13 protein-coding genes, 23 tRNA genes and 5 rRNA genes (1 of these 41 only partly in view) are annotated in these 23,475 nt (G+C 44.6%); 39 read left to right on the top strand and 2 right to left on the bottom strand.

What is annotated here, in order from left to right:
* The 20 genes from QNH29_RS18745 to QNH29_RS18650 all read left to right on the top strand — a co-directional run.
* A 23S ribosomal RNA gene (locus QNH29_RS18745) occupies positions 1 to 1,661 on the top strand; it begins 1,277 nt to the left of the window's first position.
* A 201-nt stretch (positions 1,662 to 1,862) separates the two neighbouring features.
* Positions 1,863 to 1,978 (top strand): 5S ribosomal RNA (gene rrf / locus QNH29_RS18740).
* A gap of 313 nt (positions 1,979 to 2,291) precedes the next feature.
* A 16S ribosomal RNA gene (locus QNH29_RS18735) occupies positions 2,292 to 3,841 on the top strand.
* A gap of 295 nt (positions 3,842 to 4,136) precedes the next feature.
* Positions 4,137 to 7,074 (top strand): 23S ribosomal RNA (locus tag QNH29_RS18730).
* Between the two features lie 201 nt (positions 7,075 to 7,275).
* Positions 7,276 to 7,391: ribosomal RNA gene (gene rrf, locus QNH29_RS18725) — 5S ribosomal RNA — on the top strand.
* Together the 16S, 23S and 5S rRNA genes with 15 tRNA genes alongside form the textbook arrangement of a ribosomal RNA operon.
* Before the next feature lie 135 nt (positions 7,392 to 7,526).
* Positions 7,527 to 7,601 (top strand) — tRNA-Glu (locus QNH29_RS18720).
* A gap of 3 nt (positions 7,602 to 7,604) precedes the next feature.
* Positions 7,605 to 7,680: transfer RNA gene (locus QNH29_RS18715), tRNA-Val, on the top strand.
* A 47-nt stretch (positions 7,681 to 7,727) separates the two neighbouring features.
* Positions 7,728 to 7,803, top strand: a tRNA-Thr gene (locus QNH29_RS18710).
* Positions 7,804 to 7,902: 99 nt separating this feature from the next.
* Positions 7,903 to 7,978, top strand: a tRNA-Lys gene (locus QNH29_RS18705).
* A gap of 34 nt (positions 7,979 to 8,012) precedes the next feature.
* A tRNA-Leu gene (locus tag QNH29_RS18700) sits at positions 8,013 to 8,094 on the top strand.
* Between the two features lie 40 nt (positions 8,095 to 8,134).
* Positions 8,135 to 8,209, top strand: a tRNA-Gly gene (locus QNH29_RS18695).
* Between the two features lie 7 nt (positions 8,210 to 8,216).
* Positions 8,217 to 8,293 (top strand) — tRNA-Arg (locus QNH29_RS18690).
* A gap of 8 nt (positions 8,294 to 8,301) precedes the next feature.
* A tRNA-Pro gene (locus tag QNH29_RS18685) sits at positions 8,302 to 8,378 on the top strand.
* Positions 8,379 to 8,401: 23 nt separating this feature from the next.
* Positions 8,402 to 8,474: transfer RNA gene (locus tag QNH29_RS18680), tRNA-Ala, on the top strand.
* A gap of 18 nt (positions 8,475 to 8,492) precedes the next feature.
* Positions 8,493 to 8,566 (top strand) — tRNA-Met (locus QNH29_RS18675).
* 44 nt (positions 8,567 to 8,610) lie between these two features.
* Positions 8,611 to 8,684, top strand: a tRNA-Ile gene (locus QNH29_RS18670).
* Between the two features lie 7 nt (positions 8,685 to 8,691).
* A tRNA-Ser gene (locus QNH29_RS18665) sits at positions 8,692 to 8,784 on the top strand.
* Between the two features lie 168 nt (positions 8,785 to 8,952).
* A tRNA-Met gene (locus tag QNH29_RS18660) sits at positions 8,953 to 9,026 on the top strand.
* Between the two features lie 3 nt (positions 9,027 to 9,029).
* A tRNA-Asp gene (locus QNH29_RS18655) sits at positions 9,030 to 9,106 on the top strand.
* A gap of 33 nt (positions 9,107 to 9,139) precedes the next feature.
* A tRNA-Tyr gene (locus QNH29_RS18650) sits at positions 9,140 to 9,224 on the top strand.
* On the opposite strand, the gene QNH29_RS18645 is transcribed toward QNH29_RS18650, so the two are convergent.
* On the bottom strand, positions 9,188 to 9,511 hold the full coding sequence (locus tag QNH29_RS18645) for a hypothetical protein (protein ID WP_283860857.1): 324 nt from the start codon (positions 9,509 to 9,511) through the stop codon (positions 9,188 to 9,190). The two genes, QNH29_RS18650 and QNH29_RS18645, sit on opposite strands and share 37 nt — an antisense overlap.
* Positions 9,512 to 9,570: 59 nt before the next feature.
* Between QNH29_RS18645 and QNH29_RS18640 the strand changes: the two genes are divergently transcribed.
* The 10 genes from QNH29_RS18640 (at position 9,571) to map (ending at position 12,418) form a co-directional block, all read left to right on the top strand.
* A tRNA-His gene (locus QNH29_RS18640) sits at positions 9,571 to 9,646 on the top strand.
* Positions 9,647 to 9,661: 15 nt separating this feature from the next.
* Positions 9,662 to 9,733: transfer RNA gene (locus tag QNH29_RS18635), tRNA-Gln, on the top strand.
* Positions 9,734 to 9,743: 10 nt separating this feature from the next.
* Positions 9,744 to 9,817, top strand: a tRNA-Cys gene (locus QNH29_RS18630).
* 11 nt (positions 9,818 to 9,828) lie between these two features.
* Positions 9,829 to 9,902, top strand: a tRNA-Gly gene (locus tag QNH29_RS18625).
* Between the two features lie 5 nt (positions 9,903 to 9,907).
* A tRNA-Ile gene (locus QNH29_RS18620) sits at positions 9,908 to 9,984 on the top strand.
* A 35-nt stretch (positions 9,985 to 10,019) separates the two neighbouring features.
* A tRNA-Asn gene (locus QNH29_RS18615) sits at positions 10,020 to 10,094 on the top strand.
* Between the two features lie 13 nt (positions 10,095 to 10,107).
* Positions 10,108 to 10,198, top strand: a tRNA-Ser gene (locus QNH29_RS18610).
* 11 nt (positions 10,199 to 10,209) lie between these two features.
* Positions 10,210 to 10,283 (top strand) — tRNA-Arg (locus tag QNH29_RS18605).
* A gap of 436 nt (positions 10,284 to 10,719) precedes the next feature.
* Entirely contained in the window at positions 10,720 to 11,562 is an 843-nt protein-coding gene (locus QNH29_RS18600) for a pentapeptide repeat-containing protein (protein WP_283860856.1), read from the top strand.
* Between the two features lie 112 nt (positions 11,563 to 11,674).
* A complete protein-coding gene (gene map / locus QNH29_RS18595; protein WP_283860855.1) occupies positions 11,675 to 12,418 on the top strand; it encodes a type I methionyl aminopeptidase in 744 nt (247 codons plus the stop codon).
* Between the two features lie 145 nt (positions 12,419 to 12,563).
* On the opposite strand, the gene QNH29_RS18590 is transcribed toward map, so the two are convergent.
* On the bottom strand, positions 12,564 to 13,541 hold the full coding sequence (locus QNH29_RS18590; RefSeq protein ID WP_283860854.1) for a ring-cleaving dioxygenase: 978 nt from the start codon (positions 13,539 to 13,541) through the stop codon (positions 12,564 to 12,566).
* 303 nt (positions 13,542 to 13,844) lie between these two features.
* On the opposite strand from QNH29_RS18590, the gene QNH29_RS18585 reads away from it, so the two are divergent.
* The 9 genes from QNH29_RS18585 to QNH29_RS18545 all read left to right on the top strand — a co-directional run bounded on the left by QNH29_RS18585 (position 13,845) and on the right by QNH29_RS18545 (position 23,458).
* Positions 13,845 to 15,065: a DUF438 domain-containing protein gene (locus QNH29_RS18585; RefSeq protein ID WP_283860853.1), complete on the top strand. Its 1,221-nt coding sequence runs from the start codon at positions 13,845 to 13,847 to the stop codon at positions 15,063 to 15,065.
* A 190-nt stretch (positions 15,066 to 15,255) separates the two neighbouring features.
* Positions 15,256 to 16,431 carry an LL-diaminopimelate aminotransferase gene (locus QNH29_RS18580; RefSeq protein ID WP_283860852.1) on the top strand — a complete coding sequence of 392 codons (1,176 nt, stop codon included), beginning with the start codon at positions 15,256 to 15,258 and terminating at the stop codon, positions 16,429 to 16,431.
* Positions 16,432 to 16,459: 28 nt separating this feature from the next.
* Positions 16,460 to 17,941: an aldehyde dehydrogenase family protein gene (locus QNH29_RS18575; protein WP_283860851.1), complete on the top strand. Its 1,482-nt coding sequence runs from the start codon at positions 16,460 to 16,462 to the stop codon at positions 17,939 to 17,941.
* Positions 17,942 to 18,039: 98 nt separating this feature from the next.
* Positions 18,040 to 18,888, top strand: a complete 849-nt coding sequence (locus tag QNH29_RS18570) for a 3-hydroxyacyl-CoA dehydrogenase (RefSeq protein WP_283860850.1) — start codon at positions 18,040 to 18,042, stop codon at positions 18,886 to 18,888.
* Between the two features lie 33 nt (positions 18,889 to 18,921).
* Positions 18,922 to 19,632 carry a CoA transferase subunit A gene (locus QNH29_RS18565; protein ID WP_283860849.1) on the top strand — a complete coding sequence of 237 codons (711 nt, stop codon included), beginning with the start codon at positions 18,922 to 18,924 and terminating at the stop codon, positions 19,630 to 19,632.
* Positions 19,616 to 20,293: a 3-oxoacid CoA-transferase subunit B gene (locus QNH29_RS18560; RefSeq protein ID WP_283860848.1), complete on the top strand. Its 678-nt coding sequence runs from the start codon at positions 19,616 to 19,618 to the stop codon at positions 20,291 to 20,293. The genes QNH29_RS18565 and QNH29_RS18560 overlap by 17 nt, the downstream gene beginning before the upstream one ends.
* A gap of 13 nt (positions 20,294 to 20,306) precedes the next feature.
* A complete protein-coding gene (locus QNH29_RS18555; protein ID WP_283860847.1) occupies positions 20,307 to 21,083 on the top strand; it encodes an enoyl-CoA hydratase/isomerase family protein in 777 nt (258 codons plus the stop codon).
* Between the two features lie 13 nt (positions 21,084 to 21,096).
* Positions 21,097 to 22,245, top strand: coding sequence for an acyl-CoA dehydrogenase family protein (locus QNH29_RS18550; RefSeq protein ID WP_283860846.1), 1,149 nt, complete (start codon positions 21,097 to 21,099; stop codon positions 22,243 to 22,245).
* A 19-nt stretch (positions 22,246 to 22,264) separates the two neighbouring features.
* Positions 22,265 to 23,458: a thiolase family protein gene (locus QNH29_RS18545; RefSeq protein WP_283860845.1), complete on the top strand. Its 1,194-nt coding sequence runs from the start codon at positions 22,265 to 22,267 to the stop codon at positions 23,456 to 23,458.
* The last annotated feature ends 17 nt before the right edge of the window (positions 23,459 to 23,475 follow it).

Below are 23,475 nucleotides of genomic sequence, written 5' to 3'. Positions count from 1 at the left end.
TGGTGGAGCGCTTAGAAGTGAGAATGCCGGTATGAGTAGCGAAAGATGGGTGAGAATCCCATCCACCGTATGCCTAAGGTTTCCTGAGGAAGGCTCGTCCTCTCAGGGTTAGTCGGGACCTAAGCCGAGGCCGAAAGGCGTAGGCGATGGACAACAGGTTGATATTCCTGTACCACCTCTTTATCGTTTGAGTGATGGGGGGACGCAGGAGGATAGGGTAAGCGCACTGCTGGATATGTGCGTGTAAGCAGTTAGGCTGGTGAATAGGAAAATCCGTTCACCTTAAGGCTGAGCTGTGATGCCGAGGGAAATATAGTACCGAAGTTCCTGATTCCACACTGCCAAGAAAAGCCTCTAGCGAGATAAAAGGTGCCCGTACCGCAAACCGACACAGGTAGGCGAGGAGAGAATCCTAAGGTGAGCGAGAGAACTCTCGTTAAGGAACTCGGCAAAATGACCCCGTAACTTCGGGAGAAGGGGTGCTTTTTGAGGTGAATAGCCTCGAAGAGCCGCAGTGAATAGGCCCAGGCGACTGTTTAGCAAAAACACAGGTCTCTGCGAAGCCGCAAGGCGAAGTATAGGGGCTGACGCCTGCCCGGTGCTGGAAGGTTAAGAGGAGGGGTTAGCTGCTAAGCGAAGCTCTGAATCGAAGCCCCAGTAAACGGCGGCCGTAACTATAACGGTCCTAAGGTAGCGAAATTCCTTGTCGGGTAAGTTCCGACCCGCACGAAAGGCGTAACGATCTGGGCACTGTCTCAACGAGAGACTCGGTGAAATTATAGTACCTGTGAAGATGCAGGTTACCCGCGACAGGACGGAAAGACCCCGTGGAGCTTTACTGTAGCCTGATATTGAATTTTGGTACAGCTTGTACAGGATAGGTAGGAGCCTGAGAAACCGGAGCGCCAGCTTCGGTGGAGGCGTCGGTGGGATACTACCCTGGCTGTATTGAAATTCTAACCCACACCCCTGATCGGGGTGGGAGACAGTGTCAGGTGGGCAGTTTGACTGGGGCGGTCGCCTCCTAAAGAGTAACGGAGGCGCCCAAAGGTTCCCTCAGAATGGTTGGAAATCATTCGCAGAGTGTAAAGGCACAAGGGAGCTTGACTGCGAGACCTACAAGTCGAGCAGGGACGAAAGTCGGGCTTAGTGATCCGGTGGTTCCGCATGGAAGGGCCATCGCTCAACGGATAAAAGCTACCCCGGGGATAACAGGCTTATCTCCCCCAAGAGTCCACATCGACGGGGAGGTTTGGCACCTCGATGTCGGCTCATCGCATCCTGGGGCTGTAGTCGGTCCCAAGGGTTGGGCTGTTCGCCCATTAAAGCGGTACGCGAGCTGGGTTCAGAACGTCGTGAGACAGTTCGGTCCCTATCCGTCGTGGGCGCAGGAAATTTGAGAGGAGCTGTCCTTAGTACGAGAGGACCGGGATGGACGCACCGCTGGTGTACCAGTTGTCTTGCCAAAGGCATCGCTGGGTAGCTATGTGCGGACGGGATAAGTGCTGAAAGCATCTAAGCATGAAGCCCCCCTCAAGATGAGATTTCCCATAGCGTCAAGCTAGTAAGAACCCTGAAAGATGATCAGGTTGATAGGTCAGAGGTGGAAGCGCGGTAACGTGTGGAGCTGACTGATACTAATCGTTCGAGGACTTAACCAAATAGAAAAGCGGAGGCGACTGGTCAACTTCGACAGACGTTGGAGAGCCGGCACTGCAAATCCCGGTTTTGGATTTGTAGGGACGGATCGAAACGGCCGAGAAGTTAGGAGCCGAAGCTGGACAATTTTAAGGTGAACTCGTTTTTACACACTTCTTCTGAAATTATCTAGTTTTGAGGGAATGAAACCTCAAAATAAATAGTCTGGCAGCAATGGCGAGAAGGTCACACCCGTTCCCATACCGAACACGGAAGTTAAGCTTCTCAGCGCCGATGGTAGTTGGGACTTTGTCCCTGTGAGAGTAGGACGTTGCCAGGCGAAAGACAGAAATGTTCTTTCTGTCTTTTTTAATCCCCATTTTAAAAAATGGAAAAAACTTTCAGTTGTTTAATAACACCGATGGTGTTATGATATAAAAGTCGCTCAGAAAACGACCTTATCAGTTTTAACTTACTTCTAGTAAATTGGAAATATTTTATAATTGATATAGTAGTAGAAATGCGATACACTAACATTCCTGTCATATTGACAGATGATATTGTTCTTTGAAAACTAAACAAACAAGAACGTCAACAAAAATATTAGTTTCTACTATAGAAACTAGCCAACGTAACAAATGAGCTAATCAACTTTCTTGGAGAGTTTGATCCTGGCTCAGGACGAACGCTGGCGGCGTGCCTAATACATGCAAGTCGAGCGAATCATGAGGTGCTTGCACCTCTTGGTTAGCGGCGGACGGGTGAGTAACACGTGGGCAACCTGCCTGTAAGACTGGGATAACTTCGGGAAACCGGAGCTAATACCGGATAATCCTTTTCCTCACATGAGGAAAAGCTGAAAGTCGGTTTCGGCTGACACTTACAGATGGGCCCGCGGCGCATTAGCTAGTTGGTGAGGTAACGGCTCACCAAGGCGACGATGCGTAGCCGACCTGAGAGGGTGATCGGCCACACTGGGACTGAGACACGGCCCAGACTCCTACGGGAGGCAGCAGTAGGGAATCTTCCGCAATGGACGAAAGTCTGACGGAGCAACGCCGCGTGAGCGATGAAGGCCTTCGGGTCGTAAAGCTCTGTTGTTAGGGAAGAACAAGTACCGGAGTAACTGCCGGTACCTTGACGGTACCTAACCAGAAAGCCACGGCTAACTACGTGCCAGCAGCCGCGGTAATACGTAGGTGGCAAGCGTTGTCCGGAATTATTGGGCGTAAAGCGCGCGCAGGCGGTCCTTTAAGTCTGATGTGAAAGCCCACGGCTCAACCGTGGAGGGTCATTGGAAACTGGGGGACTTGAGTACAGAAGAGGAAAGCGGAATTCCACGTGTAGCGGTGAAATGCGTAGAGATGTGGAGGAACACCAGTGGCGAAGGCGGCTTTCTGGTCTGTAACTGACGCTGAGGCGCGAAAGCGTGGGGAGCAAACAGGATTAGATACCCTGGTAGTCCACGCCGTAAACGATGAGTGCTAAGTGTTAGAGGGTTTCCGCCCTTTAGTGCTGCAGCTAACGCATTAAGCACTCCGCCTGGGGAGTACGGCCGCAAGGCTGAAACTCAAAGGAATTGACGGGGGCCCGCACAAGCGGTGGAGCATGTGGTTTAATTCGAAGCAACGCGAAGAACCTTACCAGGTCTTGACATCCTCTGACACTCCTAGAGATAGGACTTTCCCCTTCGGGGGACAGAGTGACAGGTGGTGCATGGTTGTCGTCAGCTCGTGTCGTGAGATGTTGGGTTAAGTCCCGCAACGAGCGCAACCCTTGATCTTAGTTGCCAGCATTCAGTTGGGCACTCTAAGGTGACTGCCGGTGACAAACCGGAGGAAGGTGGGGATGACGTCAAATCATCATGCCCCTTATGACCTGGGCTACACACGTGCTACAATGGATGGTACAAAGGGCTGCAAGACCGCGAGGTTTAGCCAATCCCATAAAACCATTCTCAGTTCGGATTGCAGGCTGCAACTCGCCTGCATGAAGCCGGAATCGCTAGTAATCGCGGATCAGCATGCCGCGGTGAATACGTTCCCGGGCCTTGTACACACCGCCCGTCACACCACGAGAGTTTGTAACACCCGAAGTCGGTGGGGTAACCGCAAGGAGCCAGCCGCCTAAGGTGGGACAGATGATTGGGGTGAAGTCGTAACAAGGTAGCCGTATCGGAAGGTGCGGCTGGATCACCTCCTTTCTAAGGATAATGCAGTCCTTGTGGACTGATAAGAAGTTGACTGTTACTTGTTTGTTTAGTTTTGAGGGAGCAATCTCTCAAAACGTTTGCACCTGCGCCGCAGTAGTTCGGGGAAGTTATTCCTCAGCTCGTCGCAAGGCAGCATGATGTAAAGCTCTGAAGTTTAATCACGATGTGATTGAAATCAGTAGCCTCGTTCCTTGAAAACTAGATAATCGTAAGAAGAAGTCAAAGTAAAACCGAGAATCGCCATTTTAGTTTTTCTCTCTTATTAAATTAAGAGTATAACCATTTAGGTTAAGTTAGAAAGGGCGCACGGTGGATGCCTTGGCACTAGGAGCCGATGAAGGACGGGACTAACACCGATATGCTTCGGGGAGCTGTAAGTAAGCTTTGATCCGGAGATTTCCGAATGGGGGAACCCACTGCTCGTAATGGAGCAGTATCTTTACCTGAATACATAGGGTATTGAAGGCAGACCCGGGGAACTGAAACATCTAAGTACCCGGAGGAAGAGAAAGCAAACGCGATTCCCTGAGTAGCGGCGAGCGAAACGGGACATAGCCCAAACCAAGAGGCTTGCCTCTTGGGGTTGTAGGACACTCAACATGGAGTTACAAAGGAACGGGGTAGATGAAGCGACCTGGAAAGGTCCGTCATAGAAGGTAAAAACCCTGTAGTTGAAACTTCGTTCCCTCCTGAGTGGATCCTGAGTACGGCCGGACACGTGAAATCCGGTCGGAAGCTGGGAGGACCATCTCCCAAGGCTAAATACTCCCTAGTGACCGATAGTGAACCAGTACCGTGAGGGAAAGGTGAAAAGCACCCCGGAAGGGGAGTGAAAGAGATCCTGAAACCGTGTGCCTACAAGTAGTCAGAGCCCGTTCATGGGTGATGGCGTGCCTTTTGTAGAATGAACCGGCGAGTTACGATCCCATGCAAGGTTAAGTTGAAGAGACGGAGCCGCAGCGAAAGCGAGTCTGAATAGGGCGAATGAGTATGTGGTCGTAGACCCGAAACCAGGTGATCTACCCATGTCCAGGGTGAAGTCCAGGTAACACTGGATGGAGGCCCGAACCCACGCACGTTGAAAAGTGCGGGGATGAGGTGTGGGTAGCGGAGAAATTCCAATCGAACTTGGAGATAGCTGGTTCTCTCCGAAATAGCTTTAGGGCTAGCCTCACGTTGTAAGAGTCTTGGAGGTAGAGCACTGTTTGGACTAGGGGCCCTCATCGGGTTACCGAATTCAGACAAACTCCGAATGCCAAAGACTTATCCGTGGGAGTCAGACTGCGAGTGATAAGATCCGTAGTCAAAAGGGAAACAGCCCAGACCACCAGCTAAGGTCCCAAAGTTTACGTTAAGTGGAAAAGGATGTGGAGTTGCTTAGACAACCAGGATGTTGGCTTAGAAGCAGCCACCATTTAAAGAGTGCGTAATAGCTCACTGGTCGAGTGACTCTGCGCCGAAAATGTACCGGGGCTAAACGTAACACCGAAGCTGTGGATTGACACCATATGGTGTCAGTGGTAGGAGAGCGTTCTAAGGGCGTTGAAGCTAGACCGTAAGGACTGGTGGAGCGCTTAGAAGTGAGAATGCCGGTATGAGTAGCGAAAGATGGGTGAGAATCCCATCCACCGTATGCCTAAGGTTTCCTGAGGAAGGCTCGTCCTCTCAGGGTTAGTCGGGACCTAAGCCGAGGCCGAAAGGCGTAGGCGATGGACAACAGGTTGATATTCCTGTACCACCTCTTTATCGTTTGAGTGATGGGGGGACGCAGGAGGATAGGGTAAGCGCACTGCTGGATATGTGCGTGTAAGCAGTTAGGCTGGTGAATAGGAAAATCCGTTCACCTTAAGGCTGAGCTGTGATGCCGAGGGAAATATAGTACCGAAGTTCCTGATTCCACACTGCCAAGAAAAGCCTCTAGCGAGATAAAAGGTGCCCGTACCGCAAACCGACACAGGTAGGCGAGGAGAGAATCCTAAGGTGAGCGAGAGAACTCTCGTTAAGGAACTCGGCAAAATGACCCCGTAACTTCGGGAGAAGGGGTGCTTTTTGAGGTGAATAGCCTCGAAGAGCCGCAGTGAATAGGCCCAGGCGACTGTTTAGCAAAAACACAGGTCTCTGCGAAGCCGCAAGGCGAAGTATAGGGGCTGACGCCTGCCCGGTGCTGGAAGGTTAAGAGGAGGGGTTAGCTGCTAAGCGAAGCTCTGAATCGAAGCCCCAGTAAACGGCGGCCGTAACTATAACGGTCCTAAGGTAGCGAAATTCCTTGTCGGGTAAGTTCCGACCCGCACGAAAGGCGTAACGATCTGGGCACTGTCTCAACGAGAGACTCGGTGAAATTATAGTACCTGTGAAGATGCAGGTTACCCGCGACAGGACGGAAAGACCCCGTGGAGCTTTACTGTAGCCTGATATTGAATTTTGGTACAGCTTGTACAGGATAGGTAGGAGCCTGAGAAACCGGAGCGCCAGCTTCGGTGGAGGCGTCGGTGGGATACTACCCTGGCTGTATTGAAATTCTAACCCACACCCCTGATCGGGGTGGGAGACAGTGTCAGGTGGGCAGTTTGACTGGGGCGGTCGCCTCCTAAAGAGTAACGGAGGCGCCCAAAGGTTCCCTCAGAATGGTTGGAAATCATTCGCAGAGTGTAAAGGCACAAGGGAGCTTGACTGCGAGACCTACAAGTCGAGCAGGGACGAAAGTCGGGCTTAGTGATCCGGTGGTTCCGCATGGAAGGGCCATCGCTCAACGGATAAAAGCTACCCCGGGGATAACAGGCTTATCTCCCCCAAGAGTCCACATCGACGGGGAGGTTTGGCACCTCGATGTCGGCTCATCGCATCCTGGGGCTGTAGTCGGTCCCAAGGGTTGGGCTGTTCGCCCATTAAAGCGGTACGCGAGCTGGGTTCAGAACGTCGTGAGACAGTTCGGTCCCTATCCGTCGTGGGCGCAGGAAATTTGAGAGGAGCTGTCCTTAGTACGAGAGGACCGGGATGGACGCACCGCTGGTGTACCAGTTGTCTTGCCAAAGGCATCGCTGGGTAGCTATGTGCGGACGGGATAAGTGCTGAAAGCATCTAAGCATGAAGCCCCCCTCAAGATGAGATTTCCCATAGCGTCAAGCTAGTAAGAACCCTGAAAGATGATCAGGTTGATAGGTCAGAGGTGGAAGCGCGGTAACGTGTGGAGCTGACTGATACTAATCGTTCGAGGACTTAACCAAATAGAAAAGCGGAGGCGACTGGTCAACTTCGACAGACGTTGGAGAGCCGGCACTGCAAATCCCGGTTTTGGATTTGTAGGGACGGATCGAAACGGCCGAGAAGTTAGGAGCCGAAGCTGGACAATTTTAAGGTGAACTCGTTTTTACACACTTCTTCTGAAATTATCTAGTTTTGAGGGAATGAAACCTCAAAATAAATAGTCTGGCAGCAATGGCGAGAAGGTCACACCCGTTCCCATACCGAACACGGAAGTTAAGCTTCTCAGCGCCGATGGTAGTTGGGACTTTGTCCTTGTGAGAGTAGGACGTTGCCAGGCGAAAGACAGAAATATTCTTTCTATCTTTTTTAATCCCATTTTAAAAAATGGAAAAAACTTTCATTTGTTTGATAACACCGATGGTGTTATGATATAAAAGTCGCTCGGAAAACACTTTATCAATTCTAACTTACTGGCCCGTTGGTCAAGCGGTTAAGACACCGCCCTTTCACGGCGGTAACACGGGTTCGAATCCCGTACGGGTCACCATTTGGAGGATTAGCTCAGCTGGGAGAGCATCTGCCTTACAAGCAGAGGGTCGGCGGTTCGATCCCGTCATCCTCCACCAAAGTTTTAACATTTCATAATTCAAGTTTGAAATAAACTTCCATTTGCGCCGGTTTAGCTCAATTGGTAGAGCAACTGACTTGTAATCAGTAGGTTGGGGGTTCAAGTCCTCTAGCCGGCACCATGCTTCTTGCTTCGTTGATTTTACATCAGCGGAAGCATACGCAAAACCCCGAAAGGGATTATAAGCAGTGTAAACGAGTTTAGAGAAATTTCTTTATTCGAGCCATTAGCTCAGTTGGTAGAGCATCTGACTTTTAATCAGAGGGTCGAAGGTTCGAGTCCTTCATGGCTCACCAAAGTTTTTTGCGCCTGTAAAATAACTTTTAATATGCGGGTGTGGCGGAATTGGCAGACGCACCAGACTTAGGATCTGGCGCCGCAAGGCGTGGGGGTTCGACTCCCTTCACCCGCACTAAGATTTTTTCACGAAGTGAAAGTAATCTTCCATTTGTGCGGAAGTAGTTCAGTGGTAGAACACCACCTTGCCAAGGTGGGGGTCGCGGGTTCAAATCCCGTCTTCCGCTCCAATATTATGCGCCCGTAGCTCAATTGGATAGAGCGTCTGACTACGGATCAGAAGGTTATGGGTTCGACTCCTTTCGGGCGCGCCATAAAATAACGGGAAGTAGCTCAGCTTGGTAGAGCACTTGGTTTGGGACCAAGGGGTCGCAGGTTCGAATCCTGTCTTCCCGACCAGACGAAGATTACATTAATAACATGGGGCCTTAGCTCAGCTGGGAGAGCGCCTGCTTTGCACGCAGGAGGTCAGCGGTTCGATCCCGCTAGGCTCCATTTATTGTTTTTTAAAATGGCGGTGTAGCTCAGCTGGCTAGAGCGTACGGTTCATACCCGTAAGGTCGGGGGTTCGATCCCCTCCGCCGCTATATATGAATCTAATGCTAATGTTGTTATTAATGTTAGTGTTAATGGACCCTTAGCTCAGCTGGTTAGAGCAGACGGCTCATAACCGTCCGGTCGTAGGTTCGAGTCCTACAGGGTCCATATATCTGGAGGAATACCCAAGTCTGGCTGAAGGGATCGGTCTTGAAAACCGACAGGCGGGTTAAACCGCGCGGGGGTTCGAATCCCTCTTCCTCCGCCATTTAATTAATTTAATAAATTTTTATTGTCGCGGGGTGGAGCAACGAGCGTTACTTCACAGAATAATCTGCGAGTTGTATCAGTCGAACAGCTGCTTGAATTGGCTTTCTGAGATTGATACAGTCCATACAAACTATGGGCATGAGTTGAGTGTAATGATTTTTATTGTCGCGGGGTGGAGCAGTCTGGTAGCTCGTCGGGCTCATAACCCGAAGGTCGTAGGTTCAAATCCTGCCCCCGCAATATGGTCCGGTAGTTCAGTTGGTTAGAATGCCTGCCTGTCACGCAGGAGGTCGCGGGTTCGAGTCCCGTCCGGACCGCCATTTAATGGTAATGATCAGTAAGGTCTCCTATATGGAGGGGTAGCGAAGTGGCTAAACGCGGCGGACTGTAAATCCGCTCCCTCAGGGTTCGGCGGTTCGAATCCGTCCCCCTCCACCAAAGTTTTTTGCGAAGCAAAATAACCAAAGTTTTTTGCGAAGCAAAATAACCAAAGTTTTTTGCGAAGCAAAATAACCAAAGTTTTTTGCGAAGCAAAATAACCAAAGTTTTTTGCGAAGCAAAATAACCAAAGTTTTTTGCGAAGCAAAATAACCAAAGTTTTTTGCGAAGCAAAATAACCAAAGTTTTTTGCGAAGCAAAATAACCAAAGTTTTTTGCGAAGCAAAATAACCAAAGTTTTTTGCGAAGCAAAATAACCAAAGTTTTTTGCGAAGCAAAATAACCAAAGTTTTTTGCGAAGCAAAATAACCAAAGTTTCTTCATGAAGGTGAAACTAACCATGATGGCGATTGTGGCGAAGTGGTTAACGCATCGGATTGTGGTTCCGACATTCGTGGGTTCGATTCCCATCAGTCGCCCCATTTCATTTTTATTATTGGGCTATAGCCAAGCGGTAAGGCATCGCACTTTGACTGCGACATGCGTTGGTTCAAATCCAGCTAGCCCAGTCATTTTAAAGGCAGCATAGCCAAGTGGTAAGGCAGAGGTCTGCAAAACCTTTATCCTCGGTTCAAATCCGGGTGTTGCCTCCAAATTTTCACATGCGGGTGTAGTTTAGTGGTAAAACCTCAGCCTTCCAAGCTGATGTTGTGAGTTCGATTCTCATCACCCGCTCCATTAAAGGGCCTATAGCTCAGCTGGTTAGAGCGCACGCCTGATAAGCGTGAGGTCGATGGTTCGAGTCCATTTAGGCCCACCAGTATTTTTTGGCAAAGCAAAATAAATTTCCATTGTTCCGCAGTAGCTCAGTGGTAGAGCTATCGGCTGTTAACCGATCGGTCGTAGGTTCGAGTCCTACCTGCGGAGCCATTTTTATGTCTATGGGGAAGTACTCAAGAGGCTGAAGAGGCGCCCCTGCTAAGGGTGTAGGTCGGGTAACCGGCGCGAGGGTTCAAATCCCTCCTTCTCCGCCATATATATATATGCGCCTTTAGCTCAGCTGGATAGAGCATACGCCTTCTAAGCGTACGGTCAGAGGTTCGAATCCTCTAAGGCGCGTAAAAATAACAATGAAGAACAACTTAAAAAGGTTGTTCTTTTTTGTTTGCCCCAAAGGACAAGTGAGACCGATAAATAGTATTTGGAAATTATCGTTTATTACTTTTTGTAAACAATGAATTATTTTAATCGTACCCGAAATAGCTCTATTTATAGTGATAATAGTAATGAATAGAAGTAACTCATGCTCGTGCAGTTCTAATTTCGGAAAAAACGGTAACGAATAGCAGGTATACATGTCCAGGGTGCTATTTTCAGGAAAAACAGTAACGAATAGAAGGTAATCGTGCCGTACTGTGTTATTCCAGAGAAAACGGTAACCCAATAGTAGCTAATCGAAAAGACGTACTTAATTTTCTGTGTTAAGATAATACCTAGTTGAGATTTTTCAAATGGATTACCAGGTAAGTTTTTTATAAAAGGAAGTGTGTTTATTATGTCTAGTGCATTAGTAATAGACAACAATACTTTAAATAATTTACGAGCAGACTGTGAAAATTGCTTTGGTTTGTGCTGTGTGGCACTGCCTTATACAAAATCAGCCGATTTCGCCTTTAATAAAGACGGTGGGACTCCTTGCCGTAATTTACAATTCAATTATCTATGCGGCATACATAATGATCTTCGGAATAAAGGGTTTCGTGGCTGTTCGGCTTATGAATGCTTTGGGGCTGGTCAAAAGGTATCGCAAATCACATATAATGGAAAGGATTGGCGTTCAAACCAGGAAGTTGCTAAAGAGATGTTTGATGTTTATCCAATTATGCAACAACTTCATGAGATGCTATGGTACTTATATGAAGCACTAACTACAGAGGCTGCACAATCAATCTATAAAGAATTATATTATGCTTTTGTAGAGACTGAAGAACTTGCTGCTAAAAGTCCCGAACTTATATTGAGCATAGATGTGAACGAGCATAGAGCAAAGGTAAACAAGTTATTGATTCGTACTAGTGAGTTAGTTCGTGCTCAAGTCGCGAAAAAGCAAAAGGAACAACGGCGGGGAATGGATTATATAGGGGCAAAGTTGAAAGGAGCCGATTTAAGGGGCGCAAATCTTAGAGGCGCCTTACTAATTGCTGCAGACCTTAGAAATGCAGACCTTAGATGGAGTGATTTCATCGGAGCGGATTTTAGGGATACGGATATCAGCGGGGCAAATCTTACTGGGAGTATTTTTCTTACCCAGGCCCAAGTGAATGCAGCTAAGGGGAATAACCGCACTAAATTACCAGCCTCATTAGTGAGGCCAGCCCATTGGAGCCATGAAGAATAATTTTTAGAATATAGCTATAAAGAAATATACTTGAATTTTTACAATAAGTAAGCCTAAAATATAAGAATGGAAAATTTATAACGATATTAATTTGATAAAGTAGGGAAAACACATGATTGCAAAAACAGAAGAAGATATTCAAGCGTTGAAAGAAATTGGCAAAATCTGTGCTGAAATTAGAAATGAATTGGTACAAAGAACGGTACCTGGTATAACTACAAAGGAACTAGATGATATAGCTGGACAGCTTTTCGAAAAAGCGGGTGCAGTTTCAGCACCAAAGGGTGAATATGATTTCCCCGGCTACACATGTATAAGCGTTAATGAAGAAGTAGCCCATGGTATTCCAGGGAAGAGAGTCATTAAAGAAGGTGACATCGTAAATATCGATGTTTCTGGTTCAAAGAATGGCTACTTCGCTGATACAGGTATTTCTTTCGTCGTAGGAGAAGGTGAAGAAATATTAACAAAAATTTGTGATGTGGCTAAATTGGCTTTTGAAGCAGGTCTTAAGAAAGCAAAACCTGGTTCAAAGAAAAGTGGACTGGGGAAAGCTGTCATCCAAACAGCGCGACAGCACGGATTAACAGTTATCATGAATTTAACAGGTCATGGAATCGGACGAAGAATTCATGAAGCTCCAGATCATATTTATAACTATCATGATACGTGGGATGACGAACTTTTAAAGGAAGGCATGGTTATTGCATTCGAGCCTTTCATCTCAACCAAAGAAGAGGAAGTTTTCCAAGTTGAAGGTGATGACTGGACCTATGTGACAGAAGAAAGTTTTGTTGCACAGTACGAACATACCATCATCCTTACAAAAAATGGACCAATCATTACAACTCTATAATAGTAATAACAAGTGCCAGCTGCCTTCGTGCCTGGCACTTTTTCATTTTTATGGAATCATCATTACATGGTCATAATTTGTTGAAGTCTCATGTGAAATTATGGTGAAATGAAAAAAGCGGAGTCCCAAAGGATCCGCTCATTTTTTATTCCTTTTTAAATTTAATCGTACTTCTTACTGTATTAATTGGACGTACGAGTCTTTCAATTTGATTGCGTTTTGATTCAAAGAATGGCGGTAAGGATAGTTTTTCACCAAGGGTTTCATAAGGTTCGTCACCCATGAACCCAGGACCGTCTGTTGCAAATTCAAATAAAATTTGAGGTGCCACCCTAGAGTATAATGAACCGAAAAAGTAGCGATCGACAAATCCAGATGTTTGGAACCCGAAACTGCGCATTTGTTGATCCCATTCTTCTAAAACTGATCGATCTTCAACCCGGAACGCGGCGTGGTGCACTGTACCAAATCCTTGTTGTGCCTGTGGAAGAACCGCATTATATTCAACCACTACCTGTGCCCCGTTTCCTCCTTCACCTACTTCGAATAGATGGAAAGCACCTTCTTGAGCAATTTCTTTAAAAAGAAGAACTTTTTCCATCATTTCTTTAAAGTAATCAAAATTAGCAATTCTTACAAAAATAGGCCCTAATCCGGTAATCGCATATTCCAAAGGAATCGGACCATTTTGCCATGGTACACCTGCTGCAACTCCTTCATTGTTTTCATCTGAAATCAATTGGTAATGTTGATCATCGAAATCGACAAACGATAACGTCTTTTTACCAAATTGTTCTTTAATACCTGTATGATTTACGTTTAAACGGTCAAAACGCTTTACCCAATAGTCTAATGCTGCGTCGCTCGGTACACGGAAGGAAGTTTTTGAAATTTCATTTGTTCCATGCACACCTTTTGGAATTCCAGGAAAATCGAAAAATGTCATATCTGTTCCTGGGTTTCCCGTGTCATCTGCGAAAAATAAGTGATAGGTTTGAATATCATCTTGATTCACTGTTTTCTTGACTAGACGCATACCTAATACATATGTGAAAAATTCATAATTCTTCTCGGCGCTGCTTGTTATCGCAGTTACATGGTGTATCCCTTTTAAGTGGTTCAAATTTTATTCCTCCAATAGTATGGCTTCATTATTTTTCCCCTTAAAGTCCAATACACAACACAGGACAGGGGAATATTTGATATCTTGAAAATATTTATCTTTAATTCGAGATAAATATAACACGGATAAAAACTGCTGTCAAATTCCGTGTTTATTATTTGTTCTTAAATTTATCACATTTATTAAGTTTATTTCCGTACCAATGATGTTAATCACAAACAGTTTGTTTAAAAGGTGTTATTTTATGTATGAGATTCATTATCAATATCATTTAAACAGAGCAACTAGCGAAGGAGAATACCTATGAGCGAGATAATTAATAACCGTGAACAGCAAACCAAAACTAAAAATAAACGGCAGGTAATATTAAAACAAATCTTCAAAGATCTTCACGATGGAAAAAATGTTAATGAAGTAAAGGCACATTTTGATGCGTTTATCGGGAAAATTACGATTGATGAAATTTCTCAGCTGCAGCATGAGTTTGGAGATCTGTCAGTAGAGGAAATGCATCGGTTACACGCTAAGCACACAGAAATTTTTAAAGGTTCTATTGAAAAAATTGAAAACACCAATAAGCCAGAGGAACAGCCGGGTCATCCCATACACACCTTTAAATTAGAGAATAAAGAACTTGATAAATTGGTAAATACTAAACTTAAACTTCATTTGGAGCAGTTTGAAAAGGATGATAGTTATGAAAATGTCCTTAAGCTTATAGAAGATATTAACCTGCTGCTAGACATCGATAAACACTATAGCAGGAAAGAGAATTTAATTTTCCCTTATTTAGAAACCTACGGCATTTATGGACCAACTACAAACATGTGGCGCATCAACGACTTTATCCGTGACGCGATTAAAGATGCTAGACAGAAATTGACTTCCTATAACGGGGACAAGCATACATTAATTGAAATTATAAATTTTATTATTCAAGAAGTTATCACCATGATCTATAGAGAAGAAAACATTCTATTTCCAATGGCAATAAATAATTTTACAGAAGATGAATGGGTAAAAATAGCACGTGAAAGTGAGGAGATTGGCTACTGCTTAATCGCACCTTCAGAGGTTTGGAAGCCTGAAAGACATGCGGTTGAGGAGAAAGCCATCTCAGAGGGATTTATTAAGATGGAAACAGGAATATTATCATTAAAACAGCTAGAGCTGTTGTTGAATCATTTACCTGTAGACCTCACGTTTATCGATCAAGATGATGTAGTCCGTTACTTCTCTCATGGAAAAGAAAGAATTTTTGCCCGTACAAAAGCGGTAATTGGCCGTACTGTCCAAAACTGTCATCCGCCGAGAAGTGTTCATGTAGTGGAAGAACTGTTAGCAGACTTTAAAGCTGGCAAGAAGGATACAGAAGATTTTTGGATCAAGTTCCGTGATAAATATGTCTATATCCGTTATTTCGCTGTTCGGGATGAAAATGGAACATATATTGGAACACTGGAATTTACACAAAATATAGATCCAATCAAAGCAATTGATGGCGAAAAACGAATACTATCCTAGGAAAGTCCCTCTCGTGAGGGGCTTATTTATTTTTATAAGTCATTTTCATACAGATATTTGTATGAAACATACGGAAGAATGATGAAAATAGCTGTTATTTTTGTTTAAAACAACCATAGTTTATGGTTCGAAAAACCGATAAATTAGAGACATGAAATGAATATTCAGATTTTACTAAGGCGGTGAGTTTGTGAATTACCAATCGAATCGAATAGATCAAATTCCTCCTTATCTATTTGCAGAGATTAACAAGAAAAAGGCTGCAATGATAGAAGCGGGAGTAGATATCATTGATTTGGGAATAGGAGATCCGGATCTGCCAACACCGAAACATATTGTAGATAAACTAACAGAAGAACTGCAAGACCCGAAAAATTTAAAATATCCCAGCTTTGTCGGGTGCACTGAATTTAAGACTGCAGTAGCAGAATTCTATTACCGTCAATATGGGGTGGAACTTAATCCGGAGACAGAGGTTCTAGCTTTGATTGGTTCAAAGGAAGGCATTGCTCATCTTGTACCAACTCTTGTTGATCCCGGAGATTATGTATTAATCCCTGATCCAAGCTACCCGGTATACCGGATGGCAACACTGCTGGCAAACGGGCAGTATTATCATATGCCATTATCAAAGGAAAATAATTTTGAACCTGATTTTAAGGCAATACCGAAAGAGATTCTTAAATGTTCAAAGCTGATGTTTTTAAATTATCCCGGGAACCCTACGGCAGCTACTGTTGATGTAGAGTTTTTCCATCGCGCTGTCACCTTTGCACGGAACCACAATATCCCTATTGCTCATGACTCTGCCTATAACATGGTCACATTTGATTCATATAAAGCCCCAAGTATTCTTGAGATTGAAGGATCAAAGGAGATTTCAGTTGAATTTGGTTCTCTCTCTAAAACCTACAACATGACTGGATTTCGAATTGGTTATGTGGCAGGAAATTCGAAAATTATTAAAGCGCTCTCAATTTTGAAAAGTAATACCGATACAGGTCAATTGACACCGATTCAAAAGGCTGCGGCCTTTGCCTTAACTAGTGATCAAAGCTGTATCACAAAACATAATCAAATTTATAAAGAGCGCATGACGGCAATGCTGGAAGGACTAAAGTCAATTGGCGTTGAGGTGGATCCGCCAAAAGGCAGCTTTTTCATCTGGGCGCCTGTCCCTAAAGGGTATACCTCAACAGAATTTGTCACAAATGTGTTAGAACAAACAGGAGTGATTCTTACACCTGGCAATGCATTTGGTCCTTCAGGAGAAGGATTCTTCCGGGTATCACTTTCTGTACCGACAGAGAGGTTAAATGAGGCAGTTAATAGGATTAAACAAAAACTTAAAATTACAGTGAGTTAAACACATTATCTTTTAGGAGGAAAATTATATGAAAAAAATATTAAACTTTATCAATGGCGAATGGTGCGAATCATCTACAGGTAAATATACACCTGTTTTAAATCCTGCAAATGGAAAAGTATTGGCTGAAGTAACTCAATCGACAAAAGAAGATGTAGATAGAGCCGTCCAAGCGGCTAAGAATGCACAAAAATCATGGCGTTTAGTTCCTGCCCCTGAACGTGCAGAAGTATTATATAAAGTTGGTTTTCTATTAAAAGAAAGAAAAGAATCACTTGCCCAAATCTTAACGAGTGAAATGGGAAAAGTCATTGATGAAGCTAGAGGAGAGGTTCAGGAAGCAATCGACATGGCTTTTTATATGGCAGGGGAAGGACGCCGTTTATTTGGTGATACAGTTCCGTCCGAACTTCGTAATAAGTTTGCAATGAGCGTAAGGGTTCCGATTGGGGTTGCTGGATTAATCACACCATGGAACTTCCCAATTGCAATCGCCTCTTGGAAGTCACTTCCAGCACTTGTAAGCGGAAATGCTGTAGTCTGGAAGCCAGCAACAGAAACGCCAATGATTGCGGAGGAATTCGTCAAAATCTATGAAGAAGCAGGGCTTCCTAAAGGACTTATCAACCTTGTCCATGGTTCGGGATCGGAAGTAGGAAATGCAATGGTGGAGCATCCAGGTATTGATCTTATTTCCTTTACTGGATCTAACGAAGTAGGAAAGGCTATCAATGGGCGCGCAGGTGCTTTATTGAAGAGAACATCCCTCGAAATGGGCGGGAAAAACGCCATTACCGTGTTAGAAGACGCTGATCTTGACCTGGCTGTAGAAGGTATTTTATGGGGTGCATTCGGAACAAGTGGACAAAGATGTACAGCTACAAGCCGTGTACTCGTTCACGAATCAGTGAAAAAAGTAATTGAGGACAAACTTCTTGCTAGAATTGGAGAATTAAAAATGGGTGATGGGCTCGATGAAACCGTAAAGGTTGGACCGGTTATTAATCGTTCCTCACTAGAACAGATTGATGAGTTCGTTAAAATTGGTCTAGAAGAGGGAGCCAAGCTTCTTGCTGGTGGAAAAATTGCTACTGAAAATGGTTTGGACAGCGGGAATTTCTATCTTCCTACCATTTTCACCGATGTGACAGAGGACATGAGAATTGCTAAGGAAGAAATCTTTGGACCAGTTGTTTCTATCATTTCAGTTAAGAGTTTAGAAGAAGCCATTGAAGTGAATAACAGCGTTGAATTTGGCCTATCAAGTGCTATTTATACTGCAGATGTTAATCGTGCATTCCAGGCGATGAGAGATTTAGATACAGGACTTATCTATGTAAATGCTGGTACATCGGGAGCAGAAATTCATCTGCCATTTGGAGGAACAAAAGGAACAGGGAATGGCCACAGGGATTCCGGCGTAGCATCATTAGATGTCTATACCGAATGGAAATCTATTTATGTGGATTACAGCGGAAAGCTGCAAAGAGCTCAGATTGATAACTATTAAATGATGTGCAGATAAAAGTTACGAATGACAAATTGATTAACCTGTAATTCCTTAAAGGAATACAGGTTAATTGTTCATTTGAAAAAGGAGTGTAAGGTATGGAAAAGTTAACAGTTGTGGGTTCAGGTGTAATGGGAAGAGGGATTGCCTATACTGCGGCGCTTGGCGGCTTTCATGTTGTATTAAACGATGTAAACCAAGAGAATTTAGATAAAGCCAAATTATACATTGAAACCGAAATGACCAAAAGTGCGGAAAAAGGATATCTGAAAAGGAACCAGGCAGCAGTTGCTTTGCAGAATATTGAATATACAACCAACTTGGAGGCTGCCGCTGGTAATGCAGATGTTGTCATCGAAGCTGTCTTTGAATTGATGGAGCTAAAGGTTGAGATTTTTAAACAATTAGACGAAATATGTCCTGAGCATACGATTCTTGCTACGAACACATCAACCATGAGTCCAACTGAAATAGGGGCGCAAACCACTAGACCAGATAAATGTATTGCGATGCATTTCTTTAATCCAGTCCATAAGATGAAGTTGATCGAAATCATTAAAGGACTTGAAACTTCCGATGATACCGTTGCAAAAGCGAAAGATATAGGAGCGAAATTAGGCAAGGAAACTGTAGAGGTAAATGAGTTTCCAGGGTTTGTCACAAGTCGAATGAACTGTTTAATCGGCAATGAAGCGATGAATCTATTAATGGAAGGGGTCGCTTCTGCCGAAGACATTGATAAGGCAATGAAGCTAGGGTTGAACCATCCGATGGGACCTCTAGCGCTGGCAGACCTAGTAGGCTTAGATACGAGACTCAGAAATATGGAATACCTTTATAAAACGTTAGGTGAAAAATATCGTCCATGTCCATTATTGATCAAATACGTCAAAGCTGGCCGCCTAGGCAGGAAATCGGGTCAAGGGTTCTACAATTATGAGAAATAATCATCTAATCATTCTGGGAGGTTCAGAAACAAGATGAAAACGCTTAAGTGTGAAAAACTAAAATCTGCCGAAGATGCCATTCAATGGATTAAAAATGGGGATCGTCTTTTAGTTGGAGGCTTTGGCCTTTGCGGTACCCCTTTTACCTTAATCGATACCATTACCGAATCGGATCATGCCAGGGAATTAACCATCATTAGTAATAACTTGGGTGAAGCAGGTAAAGGCTTAGGAAAGCTATTAATCTCCAAGCATATTAAAAAAGCAATCGGGTCTTATTTCACATCGAATCGGGATGCTGTAAAAGCATGGAAAAGCGGGGAGCTAGAAATCGAACTCATTCCACAGGGTACTCTGGCTGAGGCCATCCGAGCTGGCGGGGCAGGGATTGCTGGATTTTATACAAAAACAGCTGTTGGAACCAAGCTTGCAGAAGGAAGGGAAGAAAGGGAATTTGATGGCGACCGATATCTTTTTGTCAGGGGAATAAAAGCAAATGTCGCTTTAATTAAGGCCGAAAAGGCTGATACGATGGGCAACCTCATCTACTCGAAAACGGCGCGTAACTTCAATCCAATGATGGCAACCGCCGCAGACCTGGTGATTGCCGAAGTAGACGAAATTGTCGAGGTTGGCACCTTCGAAGCTGAACAGATTGTAACACCACATTCCTACGTGGACATCATTGTACTGAATGATCGTTATGAAAAAATAGGCGGTGAGTATATTGAACGCAACCGATAAAAATCTTGCTGCAGATCGAATAAAAATTGCCAAACGAATTGCTATGGAACTTCAAGACGGAACGGTTGTCAACCTAGGTGTCGGAATCCCAACCTTAATCCAAAACTATTTAGGTCCGGACAGCAAAGTGTACTTACAATCCGAAAATGGACTTTTAGGAATGGGACCAACACCCCCAAAAGAAGAGATTGATATGGATTTAATTAGTGCAAGTAAACATCCAATTACATTGGGAGTCGGCTCATCGATTTTCTCTAGCTCTGATTCATTTGTGATGATCCGCGGCGGTCACGTTGATGTTGCCGTTATGGGCGCACTTCAAGTCAGCGGGTCAGGAGAAATTGCCAATTGGGCGGTTCCAGGCCAAGATATTCTCGGTGTTGGCGGGGCGATGGATTTAGTGGCAAGCGCCAAAAAAATCATCATAGCCATTTCCCATGTGTCAAAAGCGAATGTACCCAAAATTGTCAAAAAGCTTACCTATCCAACAAGCGGAATCCGGACTGCCGAAATGATTGTGACAGAAAAAGCCGTATTCCGCATCGAAAATGGGCGTCTGTCTTTGGAAGAGATAGCGGAGGATAGCAGTGTTGAGGAAGTGCGCAATTTGACAGAAGCGGACTTTGTCGTTTCTAAAAATCTAAAAATTATGCCTGTTTAAAGGTGGGGAAGAAATGGAATATACGAATATTATTGTTCGCGAAGAAAAGGAGATCGGCTTCATTATCATCAATCGTCCGGAACTGCGAAACGCATTAAATTTGGAGACACTGGAAGAAATAGAACAAGCACTTGATCAATGGAGATTTAATCAAGAGATTCGTGTGGTTATTTTTACCGGTGCGGGCGAAAAATCATTTGCGGCCGGGGCTGATATCAGCCAATTAAATAAAAGAACCATGATTGAGGCGCTGCAGCCTAATATGTCAGCTGTTTATCGGAAAATAGAAGACTATGAAAAACCAACAATTGCAGCAATTAATGGCTTTGCTCTAGGAGGCGGATTAGAGCTGGCACTTGCCTGCGACATCCTCATCGCTTCTTATCATGCAAAGGTAGGGCTTCCGGAAGTCGGCTTAGGGATTATCCCAGGTGCTGGGGGAACGCAAAGACTCACTAGAATCGTAGGAAAAGGAAAAGCGATGGATCTCATTTTAACAGGAGACATTATTACAGCCGAAGAAGCGGAGAGAATCGGACTTATTAGTAAGGCAGTCCCTCAGGATGAGCTATTGGAAAAAGCAAAGGAATACGCGGGTAAAATCAGCATAAAGGGCCCATTGGCGTTACGCTTAGCCAAGGCAGCCGTTAATCGCGGTGCTGACATCGAAATGGAAACAGCACTTTATTTAGAAAAGCTTTCTCAAACAATTTTAATCGGTTCGGAAGATAAACGAGAAGGAACACAAGCATTTCTTGAGAAAAGAAAACCACAATTTCAAGGAAAATAAGGGGGAAATAATAATGGATTTCACATTTTCAGAAGATATCCAGCTTTTAAAGAAAGCGGTTCATGATTTTGTACAAGGAGAAGTAGAGAAGGTGGCGATGGAAATTGAGGAAAAGGATGAAATTCCTAGCCATATTGTCGAAGCTTCTAAGGAAATGGGATTATTCGGCTTAAGTATTCCGGAAGAATATGGCGGCCTTGGCCTTGATATGGTTGGGAAATGCGCCATTTATGAAGAGCTTGGTAAAACACATAATGGCTATACCACGCTGATTGGTGCACATACTGGAATTGGCTCGGTTGGAATTGTTGAGCTTGGCACAAAAGAGCAGAAGGAAAAATATCTGCCAAAGATGGCAAGCGGTGAATGGATTGGCGCTTTTGCTCTAACAGAACCGAGTGCAGGGTCTAATGCAGCCAATTTAAAAACAAGGGCTGAGAAAAAGGGAGACCGATATATTATTAATGGTTCTAAACACTACATTACCAATGCTGTATGCGGCAATGTATTCACGGTAATGGCCATAACAGACCCAAGTAAAGGGGCAAAAGGAATTACTTCCTTTATTGTTGAAAAGGACTTCCCTGGCTTTATTGTCGGGAGTGTTGAGAAAAAAATGGGTCTGCGAGGTTCCCATTCGGCTGAGCTTTTCTTTGAGAATTTGGAGGTTCCTGCTGAAAACGTTCTTGGCGAAGAAGGCCAGGGTTACGTCAATGCATTGAAAATCCTCGCGAATGGAAGAGCCGGCCTTGCAGCACGAAACTTAGGGTCTTGCGAAAAGCTTCTTGAGCATAGCATGGACTATGCCATGCAAAGGGTTCAATTCGATAAACCAATTTTTGAACAACAGGCGGTTCAGCATATGTTAGCAGATATGGCCATGGAAATCGAGCTGCTCCGTTCAATTACATATCGTGTTGCCTGGATGTCCGATAAGGGAATGCGAGTGGTAAAGGAAGCGGCGATGGCAAAGTTATATGGATCTGAGGTTTACAATCGCGTTGCTGATTTAGCCGTTCAAATTCATGCAGGAATTGGTTATATGAAGGATTATCCGATTGAGCGCTACTACCGTGATGCACGTATCACGAAAATATATGAAGGCACAAGCCAAATTCAGAAAAACATCATAGCTAGTGAATTAAAACGAGAGTTCCTATAAAAAACGGGGGTGAAACAGGATGAGGAATGCAGTGATTGTGGATGGTGTCCGCACTGCTATTGGAAGAATGGGTGGAACACTGAAGGATATTGAAGTAGATTTCTTATCAGAAAAAGTAATGCGTGAAGCATTAAAGAAAAGTCAAATCAATGGGAAGGACATCGAGGAAGTAGTTTGGGGACATTCTAAACAAAGTTCAGATGTACCTAATATCGCCCGGCTTGCAGCACTTCGGGCGGACCTTCCGATTGAAGTGCCAGGTTATACGGTTCATCGCCAATGTGGTTCCGGTTTGCAGGCAATCAATAATGCTGCCCAGCAAATTATCTCCGGTTTGTCTGAAATCATCTTGGCAGGCGGAGCAGAGAGTATGAGTAATGCGCCATATTATTTGAGGAAAGCAAGATTCGGATATGGAGCTGGAAATGCTGAACTCGTTGATTCGAATACTGAAAGTCAACCGAGGGCCCAGCCTATCGAAGTATATGGAAATCTTACCATGGGCCTGACAGCCGAAAATCTTGCAGATAAATACAGTATTAGCCGTGAAGAGCAGGATTATTTTGCAATGGAAAGCCAGGAAAAAGCTGCAACTGCCATTAAGGCAGGAAAATTTAAAGACGAAATTGTCCCTTACGAGGTAAAAATAAAACGAGAAAAAATTCAATTTGATACCGACGAACATCCACGGTTAACAAGTCTAGAAAAATTGAACGCCTTAAAGCCTGTTTTCAAAGAAGGCGGTACGGTAACGGCTGGAAACTCTAGCGGCCGAAATGACGGCGCCGCTGCCCTGGTCATGATGTCAGAGGAAGAGGCATTAAGAAGGGAACTTACACCTAAACTTCGCATTGTCTCTCAAGCAGTTGCAGGTGTTTCACCTGAGATTATGGGAATTGGTCCGGTACCGGCTACATTGAAGGCGCTAAAGCTTGCAGGATTAACATTAGAAGATATTGATTTAATAGAGCTAAACGAAGCATTTGCTGCCCAAGCACTGGCATGTGTAAAAGAACTGAATATCGACCCCAAGAAATTAAATGTAAATGGCGGTGCTATTGCTTTAGGCCATCCAATTGGAGGAACTGGGGCCATTCTAACGGTCAAAATCATGAATGAATTAGAGCGCCGCGGCAGCCGCTATGGATTAATCACCGCATGTATCGGCGGCGGGCAGGGAATTGCGACGATTGTTGAAAATTTACGAGTATAGTACCTGGAGGGAAAAGG

Origin of the sequence: Neobacillus sp. DY30 (assembly GCF_030123065.1) — a bacterium.
Taxonomy (GTDB): domain Bacteria; phylum Bacillota; class Bacilli; order Bacillales; family Cytobacillaceae; genus Neobacillus.
Note: the sequence above shows the minus strand (reverse complement) of the source record. Positions and strands in the feature narration are given on the sequence as shown.